Source organism: Ornatilinea apprima, assembly GCF_001306115.1.
Classification (GTDB): domain Bacteria; phylum Chloroflexota; class Anaerolineae; order Anaerolineales; family Anaerolineaceae; genus Ornatilinea; species Ornatilinea apprima.
This window is the reverse complement of the sequence record NZ_LGCL01000002.1, coordinates 57,183-79,997: the sequence shown is the minus strand read 5'-3', so window position 1 is coordinate 79,997 and position 22,815 is coordinate 57,183. Positions and strand designations below refer to the sequence as shown.

The 22,815-nt window shown below is 50.2% G+C and carries 16 protein-coding genes; 8 read left to right on the top strand and 8 right to left on the bottom strand.

The annotated features are described in order from the left end of the window. Positions 1-13: 13 nt before the first annotated feature. From ADN00_RS00390 to ADN00_RS00360, 7 genes are all read right to left on the bottom strand, one after another. Positions 14-1,000 carry a tyrosine-type recombinase/integrase gene (locus tag ADN00_RS00390; RefSeq protein WP_075060973.1) on the bottom strand — a complete coding sequence of 329 codons (987 nt, stop codon included), beginning with the start codon at positions 998-1,000 and terminating at the stop codon, positions 14-16. Between the two features lie 96 nt (positions 1,001-1,096). Continuing rightward, positions 1,097-3,745 (bottom strand): bifunctional acetaldehyde-CoA/alcohol dehydrogenase, encoded by a 2,649-nt coding sequence (adhE, locus tag ADN00_RS00385; protein ID WP_082389762.1) that lies wholly within the window; start codon positions 3,743-3,745, stop codon positions 1,097-1,099. Between the two features lie 278 nt (positions 3,746-4,023). Continuing rightward, positions 4,024-5,682 (bottom strand): NADH-quinone oxidoreductase subunit NuoF, encoded by a 1,659-nt coding sequence (gene nuoF / locus ADN00_RS00380; protein ID WP_075060972.1) that lies wholly within the window; start codon positions 5,680-5,682, stop codon positions 4,024-4,026. After that, positions 5,675-6,181: an NAD(P)H-dependent oxidoreductase subunit E gene (locus ADN00_RS00375; RefSeq protein ID WP_075060971.1), complete on the bottom strand. Its 507-nt coding sequence runs from the start codon at positions 6,179-6,181 to the stop codon at positions 5,675-5,677. Before ADN00_RS00375 ends, nuoF begins: the two co-directional genes overlap by 8 nt. 30 nt (positions 6,182-6,211) lie before the next feature. After that, a complete protein-coding gene (locus ADN00_RS00370) occupies positions 6,212-7,054 on the bottom strand; it encodes a CBS domain-containing protein (protein WP_075060970.1) in 843 nt (280 codons plus the stop codon). A gap of 217 nt (positions 7,055-7,271) precedes the next feature. After that, entirely contained in the window at positions 7,272-7,949 is a 678-nt protein-coding gene (locus ADN00_RS00365) for a response regulator (RefSeq protein ID WP_075060969.1), read from the bottom strand. Then, entirely contained in the window at positions 7,946-9,916 is a 1,971-nt protein-coding gene (locus ADN00_RS00360; protein WP_236691453.1) for a sensor histidine kinase, read from the bottom strand. The genes ADN00_RS00365 and ADN00_RS00360 overlap by 4 nt, the downstream gene beginning before the upstream one ends. Positions 9,917-10,654: 738 nt before the next feature. Here ADN00_RS00360 and ADN00_RS00355 point away from each other — a divergent pair. From ADN00_RS00355 to ADN00_RS00325, 7 genes are all read left to right on the top strand, one after another. After that, complete coding sequence (locus ADN00_RS00355; protein ID WP_075060967.1) at positions 10,655-11,695, top strand: DNA gyrase C-terminal beta-propeller domain-containing protein; 1,041 nt, start codon at positions 10,655-10,657, stop codon at positions 11,693-11,695. 12 nt (positions 11,696-11,707) lie between these two features. Next, the gene (locus tag ADN00_RS00350; RefSeq protein WP_075060966.1) at positions 11,708-12,955 is read left to right on the top strand and encodes a nickel-dependent lactate racemase family protein; all 1,248 of its coding nucleotides are present in this window, start codon (positions 11,708-11,710) and stop codon (positions 12,953-12,955) included. Positions 12,956-12,972: 17 nt separating this feature from the next. Further along, on the top strand, positions 12,973-14,415 hold the full coding sequence (locus ADN00_RS00345) for an MFS transporter (RefSeq protein WP_075060965.1): 1,443 nt from the start codon (positions 12,973-12,975) through the stop codon (positions 14,413-14,415). A gap of 61 nt (positions 14,416-14,476) precedes the next feature. Continuing rightward, entirely contained in the window at positions 14,477-14,833 is a 357-nt protein-coding gene (locus ADN00_RS00340; protein ID WP_075060964.1) for an Asp23/Gls24 family envelope stress response protein, read from the top strand. Between the two features lie 6 nt (positions 14,834-14,839). Next, positions 14,840-15,283, top strand: a complete 444-nt coding sequence (gene nusB / locus ADN00_RS00335; RefSeq protein WP_075060963.1) for a transcription antitermination factor NusB — start codon at positions 14,840-14,842, stop codon at positions 15,281-15,283. An 82-nt stretch (positions 15,284-15,365) separates the two neighbouring features. Next, positions 15,366-17,792 (top strand): hypothetical protein, encoded by a 2,427-nt coding sequence (locus ADN00_RS00330; RefSeq protein WP_075060962.1) that lies wholly within the window; start codon positions 15,366-15,368, stop codon positions 17,790-17,792. Positions 17,793-17,817: 25 nt separating this feature from the next. Then, positions 17,818-19,374, top strand: a complete 1,557-nt coding sequence (locus tag ADN00_RS00325) for a phosphoenolpyruvate carboxykinase (ATP) (protein ID WP_152966195.1) — start codon at positions 17,818-17,820, stop codon at positions 19,372-19,374. Between the two features lie 26 nt (positions 19,375-19,400). On the opposite strand, the gene ADN00_RS00320 is transcribed toward ADN00_RS00325, so the two are convergent. Beyond that, the gene (locus tag ADN00_RS00320) at positions 19,401-20,153 is read right to left on the bottom strand and encodes a prepilin peptidase (RefSeq protein WP_075060961.1); all 753 of its coding nucleotides are present in this window, start codon (positions 20,151-20,153) and stop codon (positions 19,401-19,403) included. 210 nt (positions 20,154-20,363) lie between these two features. Between ADN00_RS00320 and ADN00_RS00315 the strand changes: the two genes are divergently transcribed. Next, positions 20,364-22,808, top strand: a complete 2,445-nt coding sequence (locus tag ADN00_RS00315; protein ID WP_160317442.1) for a DEAD/DEAH box helicase — start codon at positions 20,364-20,366, stop codon at positions 22,806-22,808. Positions 22,809-22,815: the final 7 nt, after the last annotated feature.

Sequence of the window (22,815 nt, the reverse complement as noted above, 5' to 3'; positions counted from 1 at the left end):
AAAACAATAAATCCTATTCCTTCTCAAAAATTGCTCTGTAACCCTGGTCCAACTCCTCATCCATCAGGTGCGCGTAGCGTTGAGTTACAGCAATATTTTTGTGCCGAGCCAGCTCCTGCGCCAGTTTCAAATTTCCAGAAGCTTTCAGCACCTTTGTTACAAAAAAATGCCGGAAGGAGTGAGGGGTGATCCTGCCAACCGCGTCCGGCCCCAGTGCTTCGGTGACACGTTCCTTAACAATATTGCGGCCTGTAACAGTACTGATGGGTTTGATCTTTTTCCCGGCGCCCCGGTCATGGCGGGCAAACAGCGGCAAAGATAATAGCTCTTTTCCGCTTATCCCGTCAACTGTGGCGCGCATACGCAAGTATTCGCTGAGCGCCTTTAGCGAGCGGGTGGAAAACCGAGCCACGGCTTCACGGTTTCCTTTGCCTATCACCAGCGCCTGGCCGGAATCCCAGTTAATGTCCCCGCGCCGCAAATTACAGGCTTCATGAACGCGCAGACCTGAATCGGCCAGCAAGAGCAGGAAAGCCCGGTCGCGATAATTGCGAAGCCTTTCCTCCTCTCCCTCCGCCGGTTTTGTGTTAAGCCGCTCAGCGTAATCCAACACCTTCTCAATCTCAAATGTTGGGAACTGCGGCAGGCGGATGCCCGGCTTGCGGGCGCGCTGGCGCACCAGCATGCGGATGCGTGGCAGGTTGATTTCCAGGATATTATCCGAAACCAGGAACTCAAAGAAATTGGTCGCCGCCGTCAGGTAAAGCCGCTCGGTGGCCGGCGCGTAGTCTTTCAACGCCGCGGTAAACCAGGTTATGCTATCTTCGGGGAGTTGTTCGATCCCAGCCTTAAAAGGGTCAATTCCATTCACGTCTAAAACCGATGCAAACACAGAAAGCCCGTTTTGATATGTGCGCGCAGTTTTTTCGCTGCGTGCCTGGGCAACCATATCGATATAATCAGATATCACTTGCTTAATCGTGGGTGTTTGCTCAGTCATAATGGAGTTCCTAATGCGATTATAACCGAACCGCATCGGTTAAAAAAAGAGGTTGGCTCAAGCGCTTGAGCCAACCTCATCTCAAAATCCAGGGGATTAATCGCCGTAGTAGGCTTTCAGATAAAGGTCCTTAATCTCACTGATCAGTGGGTAGCGCGGGTTTGCGCCGGTGCATTGATCATCAAATGCTTCTTCAGCCAGCGATTCGACCCGGGCAAGAAACTCGTTCTCATCGATGCCATAAGCCTGGATGCTCTTTGGAATGCCAACTGTTGCTTTCAAATCTTCGATGGCGGCAATCAGGCGGTCAACTTTCTCGGGTTTGGAAGCTCCACCCAGGGACAGGTAATCCGCGATCCGCGCGTACCGGGAGATGGCATCCGGATATTCATACTGAGGGAAGGAAGTCTGCTTTGTGGGGTTATCGGTCGAGTTGAATTTGATCACCCAAGAGATCAACAGACCATTTGCCACGCCGTGGGGAATGTGGAAAGCCGCGCCCAATTTGTGCGCCATTGAGTGGCACAATCCCAAAAAGGCGTTGGCAAAGGCCATCCCCGCCATGCTGGCGGCATTGTGAACTTTTTCCCGTGCGCGAATGTCTTCTGCGCCGGCTTCATACGCGCGCGGCAAGTATTTGAATAGCACGCGCAGAGACTCGAGGGCCATGCTGTTGGTGTAATCCGTTGCCAGAACCGAGGCAATCGCTTCCAACGCGTGGGTAACCGCGTCGACGCCGCCAGCCGCAGTCAGCGATTTGGGCATGTTCATCACCAATTCTGTGTCCACAATCGCGATCTGGGGAGTTAAGGCATAATCGGCAATCGGATATTTGAGCCCGGTGCGGTCATCGGTAACCACCGCGAACGGCGTTACTTCGGAACCGGTGCCGGATGTGGTAGGGATGGCCACCATGATGGCTTTCTTGCCCATGTTGGGGAATTCATAAATGCGTTTGCGAATATCCATGAACCGCAAAGCCAGGCCTTCAAACTTCACATCCGGATTTTCATACATCAGCCACATGATTTTCGCTGCGTCCATCGGCGAGCCCCCGCCCAGACCGATGATCACATCAGGTTTGAAGGCATTGATCAGTTCCAATCCCTGGTTGATTGTCGACAGAGTCGGGTCGGGCTGCACCTGGTGGAAGCATTCACATTCGATGCCAAGCGGTTCCAGCACCGAGGTAACCCGGTCAACATAACCCATGTTGAATAGCGCTGAATCGGTAACAATAAAAACGCGTTTCTTGCCAGCTAATTCTTGCAAGGCCACCGGCAAACAACCGTATTTGTGGTAAATTTTTGAAGGGACACGGAACCATAGCATGTTTTCCCGTCTTTCTGCGATTGTTTTGATGTTGAGCAGGTGCTTCACGCCCACATTTTCACTCACCGAGTTGCCGCCCCAACTGCCGCATCCGAGCGTGAGCGACGGTTCAAGCCGGAAGTTGTAAATATCACCAATTGCGCCTTGCGAAGAGGGCATGTTGATCAGTACGCGGCCAGTTTTTACCATATTTCCAAAATAGCTGATCCGGTCTTGATTCATGCTATCTGTGTACAATACGGAGGTGTGGCCAATACCGCCTAATTCCACCAGCAAGCGGGCCTTATCCACACCTTCTTCAAATGTTTTACATGAGATCATGCCCAGCAACGGTGAAAGTTTTTCCTGAGCAAACGGCTCTTCGAGAGAAATCTCGTTGGTTTCACCGATTAATACCTTCGTGTTGGCTGGCACTTCTACTCCAGCCATTTCGGCAATCTTCACCGCAGACTGCCCAACAATGGCCGGGTTTACCGTTCCACGTTTCCGATCAATGATGATCTGGCTTACTTTCTCTTTTTTCTCAGGGTAAAGAATGTAAGCGCCCCGGCGCATAAACTCTTCAACAACCTCACCATAGACTTTTTCATGAACAACTACGCACTGTTCGGAAGCGCACACAACGCCATTATCAAAGGTTTTGCTCATCAAGATTGAATTGACTGCCATGCGCACATCGGCTGTTTCATCGATCAGGGCAGGGGTGTTGCCGGCGCCAACGCCAATAGCGGGCTTGCCGGAGGAGTAGGCTGCTTTCACCAGACCCGAACCGCCAGTCGCCAGGATTAGAGCAATACCAGGGTGCGACATTAATCGATTGGTCAGCTCAATAGTGGGGTCACCAATCCAACCGATAATATCCGCGGGCGCACCAGCTTTTACGGCAGCGTCCAAAATCACTTTGGCTGCCCGAGCGGTTGACTGCTTGGCGCGCGGATGGGGCGAGAAGATAATGCCGTTGCGAGATTTTAACGCAATCAGGGCTTTGAAGATGGCAGTAGAGGTCGGATTGGTGGTTGGAACGATGCCGCAAACAACACCAACCGGCTCGGCCACTTTTTGGATGCCAAAGGAGGGGTCCGTTTCGATCACGCCACAAGTCTTGGTGTCGCGGTATTTGTTGTAAATGTATTCGGCCGCGAAATGGTTCTTGATTACTTTGTCTTCCACAATTCCCATGCCAGTTTCATCCACAGCTTCTTTTGCCAGGCTGATCCTTTCCGCGTTGGCGGCGATAGAAGCTTCCCGGAAAATGTGGTCAACCTTTTCTTGAGGAAAAGTGGAAAAGATGCGCTGTGCTTGATGAACCCGCTCAACCAGGGCGTCTAACTCTTCAACGGTTTGCGCGCCTAGAAGATAAGCGGCTTTTTGTGTTTCGACAGCGGTGTGCTTTTTTGAAATTTTCTCGCTCATTATTGTTCTCCACTCAGAGTTCTAAAAAATCACCAATAGATAGGTGTACAACGATAGAAGTGTTAGTATGTGAATATTTTCACAATCAAAAGTCAAAAAAATTTTTTCTTCCTCTTCCTCCTTCTCTTACGTTGTTATCACTAGGAATATGCTTTCTTTGAAACTTATTCGTGAATTATATCACGATATAGGATAAGCAGCAAGGTTTTTGAAGAGGGGAGAGCGGTTGCGCAGCCTTACCCGGAAACAACTGCGCAACCGTGTGCTCTCATTATCCTTTAGCCTGCAACATGCACCGGAGTCCCGGCCGGTGTTTTCTCTGTTGTGTCACCAACAATTCCGGGTTTCTTGATTTTTTCTTCATATTCATGGCGGAAGTAGCGCAGCGTGCTGAGCACGGGGTTGGGGGCTGATTTACCCAGACCGCACAAGCTAGCCGAAATGACCATGTGGCACATCTGCTCTAATTCAGCAATGTCTTTTTCTTCCGCTTCGCCCTTTGAGAACTTCGACAGCATATCATAGATTCTGCGCATACCAATCCGGCAGGGCGGGCATTTACCGCAGCTTTCTTCCATGCTGAATTCCACAAAGTACTTAGCCATGTCAATCATGTTCGAGGTGTCATCGATCACGATCATACCGCCCGAGCCCATCATCGAGCCCAATTCTTTCAGCGATTCGTAATCCACAGCGGTATCCAGGCATTCTTCAGGGATACAGCCACCCGAAGGGCCACCGGTTTGGATGGCTTTGAATTTATGCCCACCGGGGATGCCGCCGCCGATTTCGTAGACAATTTCGCGCAGCGTGATGCCCATTGGCACCTCAATCAGACCCGTGTTCGCGATTTTGCCAGTAAGGGCAAACACTTTCGTGCCTTTGCTTTTCTCGGTACCAATTGAAGAGAACCACTCGCCGCCCTTAAGAATGATCGAAGGCACATTCGCGAAGGTTTCCACGTTGTTGATCAGGGTTGGCTTGCCAAACAGGCCTTTGACAGCCGGGAAAGGCGGGCGGGTGCGCGGCACACCGCGGTCACCTTCCGCGGAGGAGATCAGAGCCGTTTCCTCGCCGCAGACAAAAGCCCCAGCGCCCAGGCGCATATCCAGAGTGAAATTGAAGCCGGTGCCACAGATATTCTCGCCCAACAGACCTTTCCGTTCAGCCTGGCGAATAGCCATCCGCAGGCGTTTCACCGCCAAAGGATATTCCGCGCGCACGTACACAATTCCTTCATTCGCGCCAACCGCGTAGGCCGCGATTGCCATGCCTTCCAGAATCACGTGCGGATCACTTTCGAGCACGCTGCGGTCCATGAACGCGCCCGGATCACCTTCATCGGCATTACAGAGTACATATTTTTTGTCGCCTTTTTCCTGCGCAACAATACTCCACTTGATGCCGGTGGGAAAGCCAGCGCCGCCGCGTCCGCGAAGACCCGATTTCTTGATTTCTTCGACAACTTCCTCGCGGGTCATGCTGGTAACCGCTTTCACCAGCGCTTTGTAACCGTTGTGGGCAATGTAATCGTCAATCTGCTCAGGATTAACCTCACCTGAATTTTCCAGAGTGTTCTTTTTCTGGCGAGCGAAAAACGGCAGTTGCGTGTCAATCAGCAGGCGTTCCACCGGATGTCCACCCAAGGCGTCCAGAATATCTTCAACATCTTCAGGAGCAACCGTCTTGTACAGAATGCCTTCCGGTTCCACTTTGACGATCGGTCCGGCGGCGCACAAACCCATACAGCCTACCTTCTTGATCATCACTGTGTCTTGTAACCCACGTTCCTTAACCAATTCCTGCATTCGTTTGATTACGTTTTCGCTGTCGGTCGAGATACAACCGGTGCCAGCACAAATATGAAGGCGATGCGCGTACTTTTCCTGGGTTTCCAGTTCAGTAGCGGCAATAATTGTTAATTCGTTGTTATCCATTGTTAATCCACTCCCGGATTTTATTCTGCATATCTTCTACCGATAAACGTCCAACGACACTACCATCCAAAACCATGACTGGTGCCAGGCCGCACGCGCCCACACAGCGAGCAGAGAGCAATGAGACCTTATTGTCCGCGGTGGTTTGTCCAGGCTCCAGGTCATATTCATTCTTCATGTATTCAAGAATTTTGTCGGTGCCTTTGACATAGCAGGCGGTACCCGTACAAAGCAGGATAACGTGCTCACCGGCCGGCTTCATGGTGAATGAGTTGTAAAAGGTCGTCACGCCGTATGCTTTACTGGGCGGAACATGCAGGCTGTCGGAAACATACTTCAAAGCTTCATCATCAATGTATCCAAACGCGTCTTGTACTGCGTGTAAGGTCTCGATCAATGATTTAGGTGAATAGTTATGTTTTTTCATGGTTGCGTCCACAATCTTCCAACGGCGGTCATCAGTAGGTGGTGCGTTTCTTTCAATGATGTCGGTTTTCATCCTTTTCCTCCAGGCCAGCAAAGCTGGTTGTTAATTGAATTTCTGCAAAATCATATGGAAGAGGTCGCTGTCAGTGATAATGCCTGCCAAGCGGTTCTCTTCGTTGAGTACCGGTAATGAATGGATCTTGTAGGTCATCATGAGCTCAGCAGCCGTCGACACAGGCGTATCGGGGTTGATCGTGATCGGCTTGCTGGTCATAATATAGCTGATCGGGGTGCTGAGGATCTTGCGGGAAAGATCCTGGCGGTTTTTCATAAATGCTGAGGGGTCAGCGCTCAAGACATCTGTGCGGGTGATAATTCCGACCAGAGTCTCGTGATCGTCAACCACGGGCAGGGCGCGGATGCGCATGATGCCCATCAAACGATGTGCTTCAAACAGGGTTTCATAAGGCGCGATAGTCTCAACCAACGACGTCATCAGCGAAGATGTTTTATAAAAGCTGTTGACATAATCGCTGTTCTCGAGAATAAAGCGAAACATGTCGGTAGAGGTAATAATTCCAATCATCTGCCGGCTGGTATCGGTTACGGGTAACCCGGAGAATTTATTCTCGTACATCACACGGGCAGCCTGTCCAACAGTGGCGTTGGAACGGATGGTCGTTACTTTCCGGCTCATGATATGGTCAACGGTTTCATTTTCCAGTCCGGAATACTCCGTCCAATGCGATTTCATCGCGGCAGAAGGATCGTAGCGCAGTAAGTCGCGGCGGGTTACAATGCCTACCAGTTTGCCTTCGTTCGTCACCGGCAGGGTGCGAATGCTTTTAGTGTTCATCAACTGTTTGGCATCATCCAGACGGGTGTACGGGTCAACTGATACAACGGGTTGGGTCATCCAATTTTCAACAATTTTGCTTGTGGTCATCGTTTCCTCCAGTGAGAGAAGTACGAGTAATGTGGGTATGTTCAAGGACAATTAGAGTATATCGACCACATCCCTTATCCGCATCCCAAATAATGATCAAGCTGGCACATCCTTTTTAATGATAAATTTCACAATCTTTTCTCATCCTTAATGATGAGGAGAAATAAAAATTGCCCCGGCAGTTCGCCGGGGCAGGGGACAGTTCGCCTGGTGAAGATTACTCTTCTGATTCGCCCAATGCAGACGAGAAAGTAATATATCCCTCGCGGATGGCAAACAGGGCGGCTTGCGTTCGGTTGGATAATTGCAGTTTGGAAAGAATATTGCTCACATGGGTATGCACGGTGGGTTTTGACACAACCATTTGTTCGGCAATTTCCTGGTTGCTGAGCCCCCTGGCAATATACTTTAGCACCTCAATTTCGCGGTCGGTCAGGTCTTCTTCCGAGCTTTTCTTCTTGGATGATTGCTGGGTTAATTCATTCAACAATTTCCGGGCAATCATGGGGTGCAAAGAAGATTCCCCCTTATACACCTGGTGGATGGATTTAACCAGATCTTCTGGGTCCGAGTCTTTGAGCAGGTAACCGGTAGCGCCGGCTTCAATTGCGGCAAACACCCTTTCATCACTGGTAAAACTGGTCAAAACCAGAATACGGGCTTTGGGTGAGGATTTCTTAATTGCCCGAATGGCTTCCACACCATCCAGCACCGGCATCACCAGATCCATTAATACCACGTCGGGCTTCAGCAGCGCATAGGCTTCAATCGCCTCCTGGCCGTTGCTGCATTCACCAATAACCGAAAGGTCGGGTTCGGTTTCCAGCATGGCGATGATCCCTTTGCGTACAACGATGTGGTCGTCAACCAGCAATAAACGGATTTCTGAACTCATATTTCCACCTCGACTGAAATTGTGGTTCCACAACCTAACTGACTGGTCATTGTCAGCACCGCATCAATATTCGCGGCTCTTTCTTGCATTGATTTCAAACCCACATAGCCTTCAATTTTCATCTTTCGTTCCACGTCAAACCCAACGCCATTATCTTGAATGGATAAGGTAACTTTGCGGTCTCGTTGGTGGATGGAAATCGTGATTTCTTTGGCGTTGGAATGCTTCAGTATGTTATTCAATGCCTCTTGCACAATCCTATACAGCTCTTCCTCGACGTAAAGGGGAATTTCTAAATGGTCATCGGCCTGGAAATGGCAGCGCACGCCAACTCGTTCTTCTACGGTCTTCAGACGGCTTTCAATCGCGGCTTTCAATCCACGTTGTTCAATCATCGGCGGATTGAGTTCGTGCACCAACATACGCATCTCAGCCAGGCTTTCTTTTGCGGTGTCAGTTAGGTCCAGCAGATTCTGTTTGAGTTTGTCATATTTACCGGTATCCAGGTGGCGCAGAGCCGCTTTAGCGTAAAGTGTAATTCCGAACACCGCCTGGTTTACAGAATCGTGCAAATTCCTCGCCAGGCGCTGCCGTTCCTGCCAGACAGCCAATTGCTCACCTTGTTGGTAAAGACGCGCGTTTTCTATGGCGATTGTTGCTTGGGCGGCAAACAATTTTATGATACGCACATCGTCATTTGAAAATGAGTAGTGCTTTTTAACCACATCCAGAATGCCCATTGTTTCATTGTTAATATGCAGCGGAACCGCCAGCAGAAAGGTCTCCGTATTTCCGCTAGAAGTGATATTTTCAACCACCGGTTTTTTTTGCCTGGCGGCAAATCCCTGTTGTGATCCCTCCACAGCCAGCCACTTTTGGCTTGGTCCGCCAAGTTCGCCTTCATGATGCGCCAGGTGTAGCCAGTTTTCATCATGCAGTAAATAAACAGAGCTGGCCTGGGCGGCGGTTAATCGCAAGGCCTCTTTGCACACAATTTCCAACACTTCTTCAAGGTTCAATTTTTGTAGAAGGGCAAAAGTAATCTGACGTAAACCATCGGTTTCAGCCAGTCTTTTCTTCTTCTCTTCGTATAGCAGTTCGTTTTCTAAAGCCAGTGCCATGGAATGCGATATGGTGTGGGCCAACTGCACCTGATCAGATAAAAATTTCTCGCCGTCCTCCTTGCCTTTGATAAACACCATAAATCCCAAATGCTGGTTTTGCGTGGAAATGGGTAGCAGCAGGGCTGAGGTAATCTCCAGTGTGTGGAAGAGATTTAGCGGGACTTGCACAGCTTCTTGCGCAGAAATTTGAAGTGGTTCCTGCTCAATAAAAAGCGAGCCAAGCCACTTTGCATCATCAATATTAACAAGTTGTGTATTAAAGGCCTGCTTATCCATCACTGTAAGAGGGCCAAGCGAAAAGAAAGGATAGAAGTTGTCTTCGTTCTTTCCCTTCAGGTAAACAAATGCCTGACTGGCCTGGATCGAGTTCATCAGGGTTAGAACCATATCTTTGAGAACCGAATGTACTTCCAGGCCTGCGTAAGTAGTGGGGACCGGATTTGCTTCGGCGGCAGAAAGCAATCCGCCAGTTCTGACACTCTGTTTTTGTGCCTGTTCAAGGAAGGATTGAAAATAAACCGTTGCCAGGCGGTTAAACACCATGTCCGCGGTTGGCAGGCTGGCAAACACCGCCATCTCGTCTTTAGCTTCGTTAAGAATATACTTAAGCAAAGCCTGCTTGCCGAGAAAGATGGCGTCCAAACCCGCTTCCACTGGTTTTCCGGTCAAAACCTGTTCAAAAGCGAATTCATCCATCAGTATTTGGGCGGGCAACATGTCGTTGTTTTTAAGTAATTTTTCAATTACTGTCAACAAGCGATTAATCCACTCGGGCCGCGCAAACAGGGCGGATTGGTCCAAAATTTCATTGCGGCTCAGATAGAGCGAAATCCAGTCTTCCACCAGGAATTGGTGGTAAGAGTCCAAAATGCGAGTTATGAGTTGCGTATAGTTTGACATTCTTTCGCCATCTTTCTGGTGAAGATTGTAGCACACTCGGTTGGGATTTTGCGCATGCTCTGTCAATGTCGCAGCGGCAGGTTATTTGGTCTGTTTACCACAACTAGGAGGTTGTAGCTCAGAAACAGCTATCAGATGGAAGGATGCTGTGGCTAGCGGAATAAGTAACAATAAAAAGGCCGTTTCAATGGAATTTCAATTAAAATTCCAAAAAACACTATGGTATCGATAATAATACTTATCGAAATCATATTACTAAATCAATGCCACCCTTCTGATAATTCTCATCCGAAAAGTCATTCAAGGCCAACCTGAGACTTGTTTCCAGTATTTCGTATCAGGTTGACAAATGAGTCGTAGCAGCGCTTTAAAAAATCTGGAGATTAAGTTAAGGCTCTCCCCTACCCCACACGCTGAGGACAGATTCTATCCCTGAATTGAGAAGTGGTGGCAGCGGAAAAAGACTCCCATTTTTCAGGGAAGTCTTTTGGATCACAATGCTGTTCTTCATAGCCTGAGCGGTTTGCGAACCCAATAGCTAAACGCAAATTTGGCTGCAATCGATGCCAGACATACCACCACCAATTTGATGAGTGGCTGTGTAGAATGAACGCATAGCGTCCAGAAAAGGATGATACAATTATTTTCATTGAGTATTGAGAAAATCGCCAAGGAGCAGGCATGGAACGACCTCCGATAGATCATATCCCGGTGGATGTGATTCAATATATTGAATATCTGGAAAGCGAACTGGCCAGGCTCAAAGGCAAAAGAGACCAGCGCGCCACCACGGTTTTGGAGGACAAAGCAGATTTATCCCCGGTAGATTACAAAGAACCGCCAACGTCTTTTAACCTGGTCACCTTCAGCCAGAAAGGCGCAGTTAAGCGAACCAATCGTGGCGAGTACACCCGCCAGCGCCGCGGCGGAATTGGCGTCTTTGATATCGAAACTGATCAGAACGATCATCCCACTTTGGTGGTCATCGCCGACGAACCGCATACCCTGATCCTTTTTTCCGATCACGCGAAAGCTTACCGCCTTCCTGTAACAAAATTGGAAGCCCATCAAATTCGCTCCAAAGGTGAATATCTATCTTCCAAAATAAATTTGACGCCTGGAGAGACAATTACCGCCGCCCTGCCCGAACAAGCCGCGGGCTACATCGCTCTGATCAGCAAAAGCGGAAAAGTCCGCTGCCTGCGCCACCACCTTTTCGGAGAGCACATGAAGCCGGGCACGGCCATGTACAAGTTCGAAGACTTTGGACCCCTGGCTTCTGTTTGCTGGACAACCGGCGATGCCGATCTTTTTGTTGTTACTCGCAACGGCATGGGGATTCGCTTTAGCGAAAAGATTGTCAATCCGCAGGGAACGCAGGCAATCAAATTAAGTGACGGAGACGAAGTGGTTTCTGTCGTCTCCGTGAATGAAGACGACGGCGTACTGGTGATCGGTGCGGACGGCAAAGGTACCATCCGGTTGATGTCCGGCTTTGCCCCGAACAAGTCCGCGGGCGGCAGCGGGAAAATCGTGATCAAATCTGATAAAGTCGCCGGCGCGCTGCTGGCTGAAGCGGATGCAGATATCTTTCTGATTTCCAAATTATCCAAGATTATTCGGTTCCATATCAGCGACGTGCCAGAGACCACCGGTGTGGTTCAGGGCGTTAATTGCATGTCACTGAGGGCGGACGAAGTGATTGCCATCGCCAAAAGTTAGTCCAAAATCAATATGATCAAATTAGCTTACGGACGCACTACCTTGCAGGCCCAGCTACCAGAAAACTGGCGGATTGACGTGATCAACCCGCCAGTTGTGTTAGGCTGCCTCAATCCCGCTGAAGAAATTCAACGCGCTTTGGATGAGCCGCTTGAGGGATTTTCCTTTGACAGTTTCATTGGTGCCAAAACTGTCGCTATTGCAGTGAACGATAAAACTCGCCCGGTACCGCACGATCTACTCCTCCCTCCCCTACTGAAGAAGCTGGAAAGCTGTGGGGTTTTCCCGGCTCAGGTTCACCTGATCATCGCCAGCGGCACGCATGTTCCCATGAAGGTAGACGAATTTTCCAATATCCTTCCTTCGGCGGTGCTGAATGCCTGCTATGTCAGCTCACACGATTGTGATAACATTCACAATCTTGTGCAATTAGGTATCACCCTGGCTGGAACGCCCGTCCTGGCGAACCGCCATTTTATGGCTGCCGACCGTCGGATTGTGATCGGAAATATCGAACCACACCACTTTATGGGCTTTTCTGGCGGCGCAAAGAGCGCGGCAATTGGCCTTACCAGCCGCGAAACGATCAACGCCAACCACAAGATGCTACTCCACCCCGATGCCAGAATGGGCTTGTATGAAGAGAATCCGATGCGCCGCGATGTGGAAGAGATTGGTGATCTGATGAAAATTGACCTGGCTCTCAATATCATCATGAATGATCAGCGACAAATTATTCACGCATTGGCGGGGACTCCGCGCGCGGTGATGCGTAAAGGCGTGCCGCTTTCTCGAGAAGTTTGCCAGGTGCAGGTAAACCAGCAATACGATGTAGTGATTGCCTCTGCAGGTGGTTTTCCCAAGGACATCAATCTGTATCAGTCCCAAAAGGCATTGACACACGCGGCGCAAATCACCCGGCCTGGCGGCACCATCATACTCTTCACAGCGTGCGAAGAAGGCGCCGGCAGCGATTCATATGTGCAAACCATGCGTGGCATGCGCAATTGGCAGGATGTGTTTGATCAATTTCGCCAAACCGGTTTCTCGGTTGGGCCGCATAAAGCCCTCCAATTCGCCCGCGAAGGGATACGGTTCAACATTATCCTCGTTTCGGACATGCCACCACAGCAGGTGAACGAGCTACTCCTCACCCCCGCTCGATCCTTAGCCGAAGCGGTTGCTATGATTCAATTGGAGAATCCCCTTGTCGCTGTGCTGCCCAAAGCCACAAATACAATCCCGATTTTGATGACATAATCTGGAGGAATCAAACCATGGAACGACCGCTGCGCTGGTTCGATACCATCACCATCAACATCTATTTTTTGGGCCTATCTGCTCTGTCACAGACCATGGCACCCCTGATCCTCCCCTTGTTGGTCCAGCAGTTTGTGGGTGAGAACTTAAAGGGAACTTATTATGGAAACCTTCGTCTTTGGTCATTGATGATGGCTTTACTGGTCCAATCGCTGATGGGGATGCTTTCTGACCGCCACCAATCGAAATATGGCAAACGCAGGCCATTCATTTTTATTGGCACGCTTGGCGTGATATTGGTTGTGCTGCTGATTGGCTTTGTTGCTGGCATGGAAGGCTTAACCGGATATTGGGTGCTGTTTGGCCTGGTCATCCTACAGCAAGTGGGCGCCAACACCGGCCACGGCGCGGTGCAAGGTCTGATCCCCGACCTGGTGCCGGAAAATATGCGCGGACGTTACTCCGCCATCAAGGCCATCCTGGAAGTGCCACTCCCAGTGATTCTCGTTTCGATGACGATAGGCAAGCTGGTCGGCGCTGGCAATCTGTGGGCTGGGTTATTTGTATTAATCGCGATCTTATTGGTGGCAATGATCATCGCCATGTTCGCGCCGGAAAAGTCTTCCCTGGATTCCAATGCCCTGAGCCTGGATTGGAAACCGTTCTTGCGGCTGGTAAGCATGACTGCCCTGTTCACAGCCATTATCTTGGGCATGGGAGAATTGATCAAATGGTTGTCTGCCTTCCTGGCCTTTACAAGTGATTTCTTAAACCTTGCCACCATTTCGGTTGTTGGCTTTCTTGCCATGGCTTTAGCCATCGCGGTGGGGGTCAGTGCCAGCACGCGGCTGGGCATTGGCGATGCCAACGCGCACAAATCCGCCTTCAATTGGTGGGTAATCAACCGCCTTGCATTCCTTGTCGGGTCCACAGGAATGGTCAGCTTTATGGTCTATTTTCTTCAAGGGAAATTTGGTTTTGTTGCCGAGCAAGCTGCCGCGCCCGCAGCCCAACTCACCATGATTGTTGGTGTATTCATTCTGCTATCTGCTCTGCCCAGCGGTTGGCTCACCGATCGCTTTGGGTCCAGAAAGATCGTTGCCGCTGCCGGCCTGATGGCGGCCCTTGGAACGGTATTGGTCATATTCGCGCCTGATTTGACCACCGTGTTTATCGGCGGCAGCTTCATCGGTATTGGCACTGGATTCTTTTACTCAGCCAATTGGGCGCTGGGAACAGAAATTGCCCCAAAAGAAGAAGCGGGACGCTACTTGGGAATCTCCAACCTGGCAGGGGCCGGCGCGGGCGCGGTTGGCGCGTATATCGGCGGCCCAATTGCCGATTATTTCACTGTGTTGGTGCCACAAACCCCCGGATTGGGCTATGTGGCCTTGTTCGCCATTTACGGCATCCTGTTCCTGCTTTCGGTTGCCTGCTTGCGCAGTGTCAAACAGGCATAACTTATTCGATGCAGGATGGGTTATAATAAAAAAACATTTATTTGAATGGACGGGAGTCATTATGAGCGACCTAACCCCCTCTTTAGGAAAAACCACCATCGCGCCTGAGGTATTAATCACTACGATTAAATTGACCGCGCTGAGTGTTACAGGCGTACATTCCCTCACCACTGCCCCGGTAAGGCTGGACAATCTGTTCAAAAAAGGAGCAGACGAAGGTGTGGTTTTGGATGTCGAAAACAATACCGTTTACGCCGACTTGTATGTCATTCTAGACAATGACGTCAACGTCCGTAATGTTGGGCGCCAAATTCAATCGAAAGTATCTCGCGCTATTTCTGAATTGGTCGGCATGGAAATCGGAAAAATCAATGTCCACATTGAAGACATTAAGTATCCTCAACCCAGTAAAGAGTAAATCCCTATGAAGTCACGGACAAAGGCGCGCAGCCTTGCCCTTCAGGTATTGTATGAAGTCGATCTCTCCGGGCATATGCCGGGCGAAGTGTTTGAAGAACATCTGAATACCACGCATTTAGAGGATGAGCTACTAGAGTTTTCGCGCCAGCTCATTTTTGGCGTCTATCCCATCATGCAAGCCCTGGACAGTTTCATCGCCCAGCACGCCCCTGAATGGCCGTTAGACCAGGTTGCAGTAATTGATCGCAATATCATTCGCATGGCCTTGTGGGAATTTGCTGTGGAGGGCTGCACTCCCATCAAAGTCGCGATAAATGAGGCGATTGAACTGGCAAAAATGTTTGGATCCGACAGCTCTCCCCGTTTTGTGAACGGTGTGCTTGGCAGCCTGGCCGCCCGACAAAATGAGATTAATGTTGCGTTTGGGCCAAAACCAGATAAACAATAGCCGGCTTGTGGGAAATTAATCGGCACATTTATTGCATTGACAACCGCATAAACTGGTCTCATTTTGAGATATGAGGAAACATATGCAGAAACGCACTCCATCCAAAATTCTCCGTATTAGCAGCGGTTTACTGCTTCTGGTATTCTTGTTGAATGCCTGTATTCCTTTTCAAATTCCTGGCACTGCCGCGCCAGAAGAAAAAGAAGCTAAACCGCAAAGCACAATTAATCAGGCAGACTATGCCGAGATCATTTTTCAGGTAATCGTTCCAGAAGACGCCAACAAATCCCCGGTATATCTGGACATTCTCGATGAAACCACCGGGCTGGCGCTTCGCCCTACCCGCTACAGCATGGAAGAGCAAAATTCGACCACGTACATCACCAAAATCCCTCTGCGCATGGGTAGCGTTATCAAGTACCGCTATCGCAAAGATGGTAACCCGCCCGCGGTAGAATTGAATAACCTGAGCCAGGTGGTGCGCTACCGCCAGTATGTTGTTTCAGGCCCTTCTGAGACGGTAGACCAGGTGATTGCCTGGAATGATACCCCCAACCCCGCGCCCACGGCCTATGGCCGGGTAGAAGGCGTCGCCAAAGACGCGCAAACAGGCGCGCCGGTACCTAACATGTTGGTGACCGTTGCAGGCCAACAGGTGCTGTCTGCTCCCGATGGAACATTCCTTTTTGAAGGTGTGCAGCCCGGTACGCACTTGATTGTAGCCCAGCATATCAATGGCGAATATTCCACTTTCCAACAGGGAGCTACTGTTGCGATTAATGCCACCACCCCCGCCATTTTGGCAGTGGAAGCAAAAAAACTGGTCAATGTTACTTTTCATGCCACCGTTCCCGCAGGCAGCATCAGCGGTCTTCCCATTCGCGTGATTGGCAGCACCTTTAACCTTGGTAATACATTCAGTGATTTACAGGGCGGGATGAGTGCGATTGCCTCCCGCGCGCCTTTGATGCAGGTGCAAGAAGACGGCACCTACAAGCTAACAATGCAATTGCCGGCTGGGGCGTATATTGAATATAAATACACACTGGGAGATGGGTACTGGAATGCCGAACAATCCGCTTCTGGCGCGCCTTATTCGCGCTTCATCATCGTCCCTGGTGAAGATATCACCATTGATGATGAAATTGCTGCCTGGGGCGCAGAAGAAAGCAATAATGCCATCACCTTCAAAGTGATTGCTCCAGATACAACCCCCGCGACAGACACGGTATCCCTCCAATTGAACGCCTTTGGCTGGTCCGCGCCAATTCCCATGTGGCCGCTTGGCAACAATCAGTGGATCTACATTCTGAATGGTCCGCAGCAAATGCTGCAATACCTGCAGCAATACCGCTATTGCCGGAACGACAATTGCGATTCGGGTGTGGAAGCAGATTCGTCGGGTGTGCCCTCCACCGGCCGGTCAATACCAGTCCAGCCGCTAACGGAGCCCATTCAAGACACCATCGCCGCCTGGAGCGCCATGTATAACACGGAAGCAGCCACAACTGTTCCCGAAATCGAGATCAAATCACGCCCGGAAGGATTTATAACCGGCGTTGAACTGGTAAAAGAATATTCGCCTTTCAGTCAGGCATATTTCGGCCCGGCGCTGAAATCCATCAAAGACCTGAATGCAGGATGGCTTGTTCTTTCCCCGGTGCAAACCATGACCGAGGTAGGCAATCCGTTGTTCCATGCTATCCCTGGCCAACACATTGCGCCGCTCGAATTGGCGCAAATAGCAAGCTGGACTGCGGCCAAACAAATGAAAGTGATGGTATTTCCGAAAATTGAGCTGCAGAAACCGGCTGAAGAATTTTGGATAGATGAAAATCGCGAGCCTGTGTGGTGGAGTGTCGCGTTTGAGCGCTATGAAAAATACCTGCTCGCACAGGCAGACCTGGCACGTATGGTCAATGCCAGCGCGCTGATCATTGGTGACCCGGCTGTTTCTGTCATGATGAATGGTGGAACTCTGCCGGATGGCAGCCGCCCCGAAATTCCATTTGACGTCAATTCATGGTGGAACAATCTGGTTACCAATCTGCGCGCGCGGTACGAGGGAAAAATCTACCTGGCGATTGATCCCACTACCACAGTGGACCCCAGCGCCGAATTAATCGCCGCCACTGATGGTGTTTATGCGTTGTACGCCCCCTCTGTCTCCACAGATGGTACGGAACCATCAGAAATTATCGCCGCAGTGGATAAAGAAATTGAAGAACTGCTACTGCCGCTCCACACCGAAGGCAAGGAATTTATTATCGCATTCCAATATCCGTCTGTGTACAGTAGTCAGGCTGCCACGCCAGCGAACCTCGACCACCAGGTTGCTGTCTACAACGCCATACTCACCGCGGTCAACAGTAAAGACTGGGTCAGTGGCATCGTCAGCCGCGGATTCGAGCCTGGATTAATCACAAAGTTGGATAACGCGTCGGTATTCGGTAAGCCTGCCGCCAACGCGCTCTGGTATTGGTTCCCAAGGCTATTAGGTCTACAATAATCAATCACAACTTTAAGGAGAGCATATGAAGCAGCCCGGTTTGGCTGGTAATCCACTAAACCAAGTAGAGCTGTCGTCCAAAGGAAAGATTTTTGAAAATTTAGGACCAGATCCATTAATCGAGCAAGCACTGCTTCGCGGCGAAGGTCGGCTTGTATCCAGCGGTGCGCTTCTGGTTTCCACAGGCAAGCATACAGGCCGAGCCGCAAGAGATAAGTACTTTGTCTGCCGTGGAGATGATTGGGAAGACCAGATTGCCTGGAGTGAGCTTAACAAGCCCATCTCAGCCGAGGTGTTTGACAGGCTATATCATAAGATGCTTGCTTATTTCTCAAATCGGGATGCGTTTCTGCAACAAAGGGTTGTCGGGGCACACCCCGATTTTCATTTTCCGGTCAGGGTCATAACGGATACGGCTTGGCAAAGCCTTTCAATCCGCAACTTGTTCCGCTCACCTCAAGAATTTGTGGACAGCCGACAACCTGGCTATACCATTTATTCCGCTATTGGCTGCCTGGCAGATCCCGTTTTAGATGGCACGCGTTCTGATACCTTCATCTGCATTGACTTCGCCCAAAATTTGATCCTGATCGGGGGCTCGGGGTACGCGGGTGAAATCAAAAAAGCCATGTTCACAGCCCTGCATCTGGAGTATCCTCTCCAGGGGATATTGAGTATGCATTGTTCAGCCAACATTGGGCCCAATGGAGACACGGCTCTGTTTTTTGGTCTCTCGGGCACAGGCAAAACTACCCTTTCTTCCACACCGGAGCGCTGCTTAATAGGAGACGATGAGCACGCCTGGTGTAACAGCGGGGTCTTTAATCTGGAGGGGGGCTGCTATGCGAAAACGCTCAACCTAAATGCTTCTGATGAACCCATCATCTGGGCAGCGGTCAACCAGCGGGGAACGGTGATTGAAAATGCCTTAACCTATCCGGAATCTGATGAGATTGATTTTCGGAATGATTCCATCACCGAAAACACGCGCGCGTCTTATCCCATTGACCGCATTCCCAACTTTGTCCGCGGCGGAAAAGGAAATCACCCGTCTAATATCTTCTTCTTAAGTGCCGATGCGTTTGGTGTTTTGCCGCCAATTTCACGCTTATTGCCGCAACAAATTGAGCATTACTTCCTCAGCGGGTATACGGCTAAGCTCGCCGGAACAGAAGATGGATTAGGCAAAGAGCCGAAAACTACTTTTTCAGCTTGTTTCGCTCTGCCATTTCTGCCCCTCAAGCCCAAGATCTACGCGCAAATGCTGTTGGAAAAGGTAAACCACCACAACAGCGCTGTTTGGCTGGTGAACACTGGCTGGATCGGCGGCAGCTATGGTGTGGGCAGCCGAATTCCGCTGGCCTTTACGCGACGGATGATCTCAGCCGCCCTCAACGGAGAATTATCCAACGAGGCTTTTTCCACCGAGTCCTATTTTGGTCTGTCGATTCCTCAAAGGGTAAACGGTATTCCCACAGACATATTGCGCCCCTCCACCTTATGGGCTTCTCTTGACGCGTATGAGGAACACGCGAAACAGTTAAAAGAAGCATTTCAGGCCAATTTGCAGCAGTATGAATAGTGAATTGGCAGGAGACCTGCAGAGAATTATTTCGTGGCAAATAATAAAATTGCCGTGCCAAGCAGCAGGAACGGCGCGTATGGAATCGCGCTGAACGGCTGGTAACGACGAAGCAGCTTAAGCACCAGAATATATCCTCCCGAAAAGACTCCGCCCGCCAGGATCGCGAAAAACAGCCCCGCTGCAATTCCTGGCCAGCCGAGCAGCAGCCCCAGCACACCGCTCAAATTGACGTCCCCAAACCCCAAAGGAATCTCCTCGATCTCTTCTCCGCGCGCTTTCCCAAGAACTTTTGCGAAGAGCCCGCCCAAATAATACAGTACAAACATCATCAGAAACCCCGCAGCACCGCCGATCAGCGTCGGAAAAATTCCGTGCATGCGCGTTCCCAGTACCAGGCCAATTACCGCTCCAGCCAGGCTGACAGGGTGCATAATCAGGCGATGCTCGATATCAATGATCGCGACCAGAAGAAAGAAAACGAGAATGACAGCGTTTTCCCAAAAAGTCAATCGCCCACTCGGAAAAATGTAAAGCGCCACCAGCAGCAGCGGTGTAATCGCGGCAATCAGCCCCCTTCGCAGCCATTGCTGGCGTCCGCAGTACGGGCATGCATGGAAAAGGATATAATCCTTCCATCCAATGGGTTCGTGGCAATCCTGGCAGATCGAATGGGTAAAACGCCGATAGACCGGCAGAACATCCGCCAGATAATTCAAGCAGAAACCTGCCAGCCCCCCTGCCAGCGTAATTAGAATGATGTTTAACTCAAATCTCATGCTTTTATCCAACCTATGGGATGATTAAAAAGTATAAACGTTTTTTGCCAGAGAGATATCTATAAAAATGCAAGGTTGAACGATTCTATGGTATTTGTTTGCATTATTAGAACGATTATTCGTATAATAGCAAGTATGACAGAGAGTTCAATCAGCCGTGTTCTCAAAAATTGGTCCTCAGACCCGCTTATATCCTCTTGTATCACGCAGGTGCAAACCAAACCAGCTCAGGCGGCTCAATATGCAGACCTGCCGGCTGTTCTTCACCCGCATCTCCGCAATAAACTCGAGTCGCTCGGCATACACCGCCTTTACACACACCAGGCAGATTCCTGGCAGATCGCGCAAGCAGGGAAGAACATGGTTGTAGTTACAGGCACAGCCAGCGGTAAATCGCTTTGCTATCAGCTGCCAATTCTTCAATCTTTCCTGCAAACCAACTACTCAACCTCCGCTTTGTGCATTTTCCCAACCAAAGCGCTCACACAAGACCAGTTGAATAACGTTTCCAAGCTCTTTCCCTCTACAGAACTACCCAACTCAAAAAGCGTTGCCGCCATTTATGATGGTGACACCTCACAGGATCAAAGGCGGAAAGCGCGTTGTGAGGCATCGATCATCCTCACCAATCCAGACATGCTGCACCTCGGTATATTGCCCTACCACACCCAGTGGGCTTCTTTTTTGCGTAACCTTAAGTGGATTGTCATTGACGAAATTCATATGTATAAAGGCGTGTTTGGCTCCAACATCGCCAATGTCATCCGCCGGCTGAAAAGAATTCTGGCATTTTATGGCAGCCAGCCACAATTTATCCTGACCTCTGCCACCATCGCCAATCCACAAGAACTGGCCGAAAAACTCATTGAAGAGCCGGTGGAATGCATTCATCAAGATGGGTCACCGAAGGGTGTGAAACATTTCATCCTGTACAATCCGCCCATCATCGATGAACGTCTGGGTATTCGTGCCAGCGCCCGCACTGAATCACTGCGCCTCGCGGGAGACCTGATCGCTTATGATGCCCAGACATTGCTATTCAGTCACACCCGCCCCGCCGTGGAAAAAGTGCTAAAAGAGCTTCGCCTTCAGTTCCCCGCTCTGGCAGACCAAATTTTCGGTTACCGGTCCGGTTATTTACCACAGGAGAGAAGGCGTATTGAAAAAAGTCTCAAAGAGCGCAAAGCCAAACTGGTTACCGCAACGAACGCGTTGGAATTGGGAATTGATATCGGCAGTGTGGACGCGGTGGTGATTGCTGGTTTTCCCGGCTCCATCGCATCTACCCTTCAGCAAACAGGCCGCGCAGGGCGTAGAGAAGAGGAATCTCTGTCCGTCTTAATTGCTTCATCCAATCCGCTCGACCAGTATATCATCCGCCACCCTGAATATGTCCTCGGCAGTGCGCCGGAAAAAGCCATCATCAACCCCGATAATTTATTGATTCTGTTGAAACACATTCAATGCTCATTGTTTGAGCTGCCATTTTCTCACAATGATCATTATGGAGCCTTATCACCGGAAACGCTCCAGGAATTACTGGATTTTTTGTGTCAAGCCAGCCTGGCGCACCAATCCAACGAAAAAACCTACTGGGTATCTGATCAGTACCCCGCTGCGCAAATTTCTTTGCGCTCTGCCACAGCAGAAACCATCCAACTCCGCGCACAAACCATCAATGGACCCAAAACCATCGGCGTGATCGACCAATCCAGCGCGTATTGGATGGTGCACCCTGGCGCGGTTTACCTGCACTCCGGCGAATCTTACCTGGTTGAAAACCTGGACCTGGATCACGCCTCTGCCAGCCTCATCCCAATGGAATTGGACTACTTCACAGAATCAAAATCACAAACCGATGTTGACCTGTTACGGGTTACCGCTCAAGAACAAATTGCTGGGGGCACAAAATCAACTGGCGAGGTCATCGTTACCTCTCAAGTAACGGGTTATCGCAAGGTCAGCGCGTCTTCACATGAACAAATCGGTGTGTACCCGCTGGATCTGCCCGCCACACAGCTTCGAACCATTGGACTTTGGTTTACCCTGTCTTCAGAAACCATTCAGCGTCTGGAAAATGCGGGCCTGATCATAGCCTCGCAGAATTACTATGGGCCTCATTGGAATGCGATTCGTGAGCAAGTGCGCTTGCGCGATCATTATACATGCCAGGTTTGCGGCGCCAAAGAAACCATCAGCAAGCATCATGTGCACCACAAAATTCCCTTTCGACGCTTTACAGACGCGCAGGCAGCCAACCAACTTGATAACCTCATCACGTTATGCCCGGCCTGTCACCGCCGCGCCGAAGTCAATGTGATGGTGAAATCGGGAATGAGTGGGCTAAAGTATGCTCTCCACCACCTTGCTCCGCTAGAAGTTCTTTGCGATTCCAATGACCTTGGGGTATTGTATGACCCCAACTGCCAATTCGCGGATGGATTGCCAACCATCATTTTTTACGATCAATTTCCCGATGGGGTTGGGCTTTCTGCCCAACTATATGACCAGTTCTATCCGCTCCTGCTGGCGGCTCAAGAAGTGATAACCAACTGTTCCTGCACGGAAGGCTGCCCGGCTTGTGTTGGGCCGCTCCTAACTGATGGCGAAAGCAGCAAAGCAGAAACGCTAGAGATATTGCATAAGCTACTATAATTGAGAA